The sequence below is a fragment of the Candidatus Accumulibacter vicinus genome, assembly GCF_000584955.1.
Lineage (GTDB): Bacteria > Pseudomonadota > Gammaproteobacteria > Burkholderiales > Rhodocyclaceae > Accumulibacter > Accumulibacter vicinus.
Genome location: NZ_JDSS02000045.1, coordinates 88,299 through 90,986, shown reverse-complemented (window position 1 = coordinate 90,986; position 2,688 = coordinate 88,299). Strand labels below are relative to the sequence as shown.

General features: G+C 60.9%; 4 protein-coding genes and 2 pseudogenes. All 6 read right to left on the bottom strand.

Annotated elements, in window-relative coordinates:
• A partial coding sequence (locus CAPSK01_RS19440) for a PIN domain-containing protein (protein ID WP_034930736.1) occupies positions 1 to 315 on the bottom strand: 315 nt, incomplete at its 3' end.
• A gap of 1 nt (position 316) precedes the next feature.
• Positions 317 to 559: a DUF2281 domain-containing protein gene (locus tag CAPSK01_RS19435; RefSeq protein WP_034930640.1), complete on the bottom strand. Its 243-nt coding sequence runs from the start codon at positions 557 to 559 to the stop codon at positions 317 to 319.
• Positions 560 to 1,126: 567 nt separating this feature from the next.
• Positions 1,127 to 1,351, bottom strand: coding sequence for a hypothetical protein (locus tag CAPSK01_RS19430; RefSeq protein WP_034930637.1), 225 nt, complete (start codon positions 1,349 to 1,351; stop codon positions 1,127 to 1,129).
• Between the two features lie 45 nt (positions 1,352 to 1,396).
• Positions 1,397 to 1,786: pseudogene (locus CAPSK01_RS19425) on the bottom strand (HupU protein); the annotation flags it as partial.
• A pseudogene (locus tag CAPSK01_RS19420) lies at positions 1,717 to 2,211 on the bottom strand (putative toxin-antitoxin system toxin component, PIN family). The pseudogenes CAPSK01_RS19420 and CAPSK01_RS19425, both read right to left, overlap by 70 nt.
• The gene (locus CAPSK01_RS19415; RefSeq protein ID WP_034930733.1) at positions 2,208 to 2,456 is read right to left on the bottom strand and encodes an AbrB/MazE/SpoVT family DNA-binding domain-containing protein; all 249 of its coding nucleotides are present in this window, start codon (positions 2,454 to 2,456) and stop codon (positions 2,208 to 2,210) included. The pseudogene CAPSK01_RS19420 and the gene CAPSK01_RS19415 overlap by 4 nt, the downstream one beginning before the upstream one ends.
• Positions 2,457 to 2,688: the final 232 nt, after the last annotated feature.

Genomic DNA, 2,688 nt, shown 5'->3' with positions numbered 1-2,688 from the left:
GCCTGCCGAGATCGCGGTCGCGACGATCAGGCTGTCGTAGTGCCCGTATCGGTAGCGCGCGGCAATTTCCCACGCGTGTCGAATCTGCGGCATTCCAACATCTACGACTCGTGCTACCTGGGCGACGTCCTCCATGAGGCGGGCAACGTCCGCGGGATCGAACTGCTGCTTTCGTCGCAGCACATGGCTGCACTCATTGATCACCTGTGTGGAAATCGTCGGCTGCCTGGCAAGCAGCGCGCAGGCAATAGCGCGCTTGCGTTCGTCATCGCCAAGCGCATAGAGCACCACGTTGCTATCCAGAAAAAGCGTCATTTCAGGCCCTGGCGTCGTCGTAGAACGAGTTCCGACTCAGGATGGGCTTGGCGCCGCCGAAGGGTACTCGAATGACCGACAAACGTTCTAGCGCTTCGCGCTGCGCTGGAGCCAGTTCATCCCTTTCTCCCTTGGGGGCCACGCCGTAGCGCTGCGCCAGGAACTCGATGAAGTCGAGCGCTTCGCGTGCGGCGGGTTCGGGGAGTCGCTGGCTGTGTTCGTAGATCATTTCGGCCAATGTCATCGGTTTTCCTCCGGTCAATCAGGCATGCGTCGACGTGGTATCCACTGTGCCAGCCGCGAGCTGGTCGGCCGACCCTTGGGGTGTTGTCCACACGGATCGACGAACGTCCGGTGATCCAATCACCGCCAGGCTTCGAGGTCGTTTCGTACGCTCATCCGCACGGGTCTCGCATCAAGCTCGTGCCTGCCCTTCGCCCGGACCAGGCTCGGCGCCGCGAGACCGGACAACAGCAGCGATAGCGTCCCGGGAAGAGAAACCGGCATCGGAGCGTCGGCGCTGATCGCAAACGAGAAATTGCCGCTCGTATCCTTGTCCCACGGATCGCCGGAGGCCGCTCGGTAGAAACGCTGGGAAAGGCATCATTGCCGCCGACTGGTGACTGCTCGAACACCACGCCTGCCGAAGCGCCGTTGGCCAGACAAAGTCCCAGGACCAGCGTCACCGCCGAGCCACCGATCAAGCGCGGCAATCCTGAACTGCTGCCGCGCAGGAAATCGATCATCCCACCATACTTCTTCATCACACCCCTCCATCAAGGATTTCATCAGGCCAACAGCAGATGGCACTTTACACCCAAAACATATCCACGTAGCCCGATGCAAACTGCACCGAATCAAGCAGGTAATCGCTGCCGTGGAGGCTGCTACTCGCCGCAAAGGGACTGGCTCCAAAACCACTGCCGTCCGCGTTGCCGTAACCGCCGTAGACAAAGTCATCGCCGCTCTGAGCACCTGCGGAGAGAATCGCTTGCGTGAAACCTTCGGCCACGGAGAGCGAAACCTGCCTGTTCAAGGTCGCCTTCGACGCGATTGAACGGACCGATGGTCAGGCGCCGCGTCACTTCGGGCCGCTCTTGCGGATTCCCGGCGCGATCAGCGGATGGTCGGAACGTGAGTTCTCGCGGACGCGCTTCGGGGTGGCCGACTTGGACAGCGCGGCGAGGGCGACGAACCAGGCCTTCGGCATGTCGATCGGCAGACCGGACGGGATGCCGGCAATCTTCGGCGTCTCCATGAACGGATGCCCGGGCTCCTCAAAACCGGGCTCGGTGCAGGAAATGCAGGCGAAGCCGCCGCGCACGCACGAGCCGACGCCATGCCACGGCCGCAGGTTGCAGTCGGCGTTGGCCTGCGTGCCCTTGCAGCCCATGTTCTCCATCAGGCAGCCAAGGTCGGAGAGTTTCTGCGCGTTGGCCTTGAATTCGTAGAACTCGTTCCTCGGGCAGCCAACTGCATCAGGAATTGCTCGGCGGTCACGATTGGACAGCCAAACGAATCACCAAGACTCAGCAGATCCTGATCCCCCGTGACCAGAGCATCCGCCCGACCTGCCACAGCCAGTTGCAGGAAGGGCAGATCGAAAATGTCGCGACAAGCGGGGACTTCGGGAGCAGGGTCAGGAATGCACACAGTAATGCAGTACGGCAAGTAGTCGGCGAGAAGCTCTCGCTGTTGCCCGGGCGTCAGTCAGAATTTCGGGTAGCCAAGCGTGCGGATGAGTTCGGCAGCCGTCTCACGGGAAACCAGAAGTTGCATGCAGTCGGCCTGCCATGCCTGCCGCAGGCGCGTCAAACGCCCCTGCGCAAAAACCAGTGCTGACAGCACGAGATTGGTGTCGATCACGACGCGCGGCGGGCGCACGCCGGGCTTCATGTGCTGGGCAAGGTGCGCTTATCAGTACCTTGCCGAACCCAGACCACTGCGTCGGCGACATCTTGCTCGTCCAGGTTCAGCTCCGCGAGTTTGGCTCGCACCGCATCCGCGCGCTGAATACGCACCGGCGTCAGAACGATCTGGCCATTGCGAATCTCCACTTCGAAGTATTCCGCAGGTCCGACAGCTGCCGTAATGCTCTTCGGCAAGGTGAGCTGGTTCTTTGACGTAATCTTCGCAAGCATGACGACTCTCTCGCTATAGTAAGGAATTCTTACTATACGCCACATGCCAGTGCCCGCTCAAGTCATCGTCTGGGCGTTGTAGGGAACCAGCGATCTGTGCGCAGTTGCGGCGACTGCGCCGTAGAGTGGGTCATCGCTGTGACGCCTGCACCTCCTGAAATGGATCGATCAATGTCATCCGCTGGTCGATCGATTGCCCATGCTGCATGTCCTCCGTATAGAGGATCAAGCA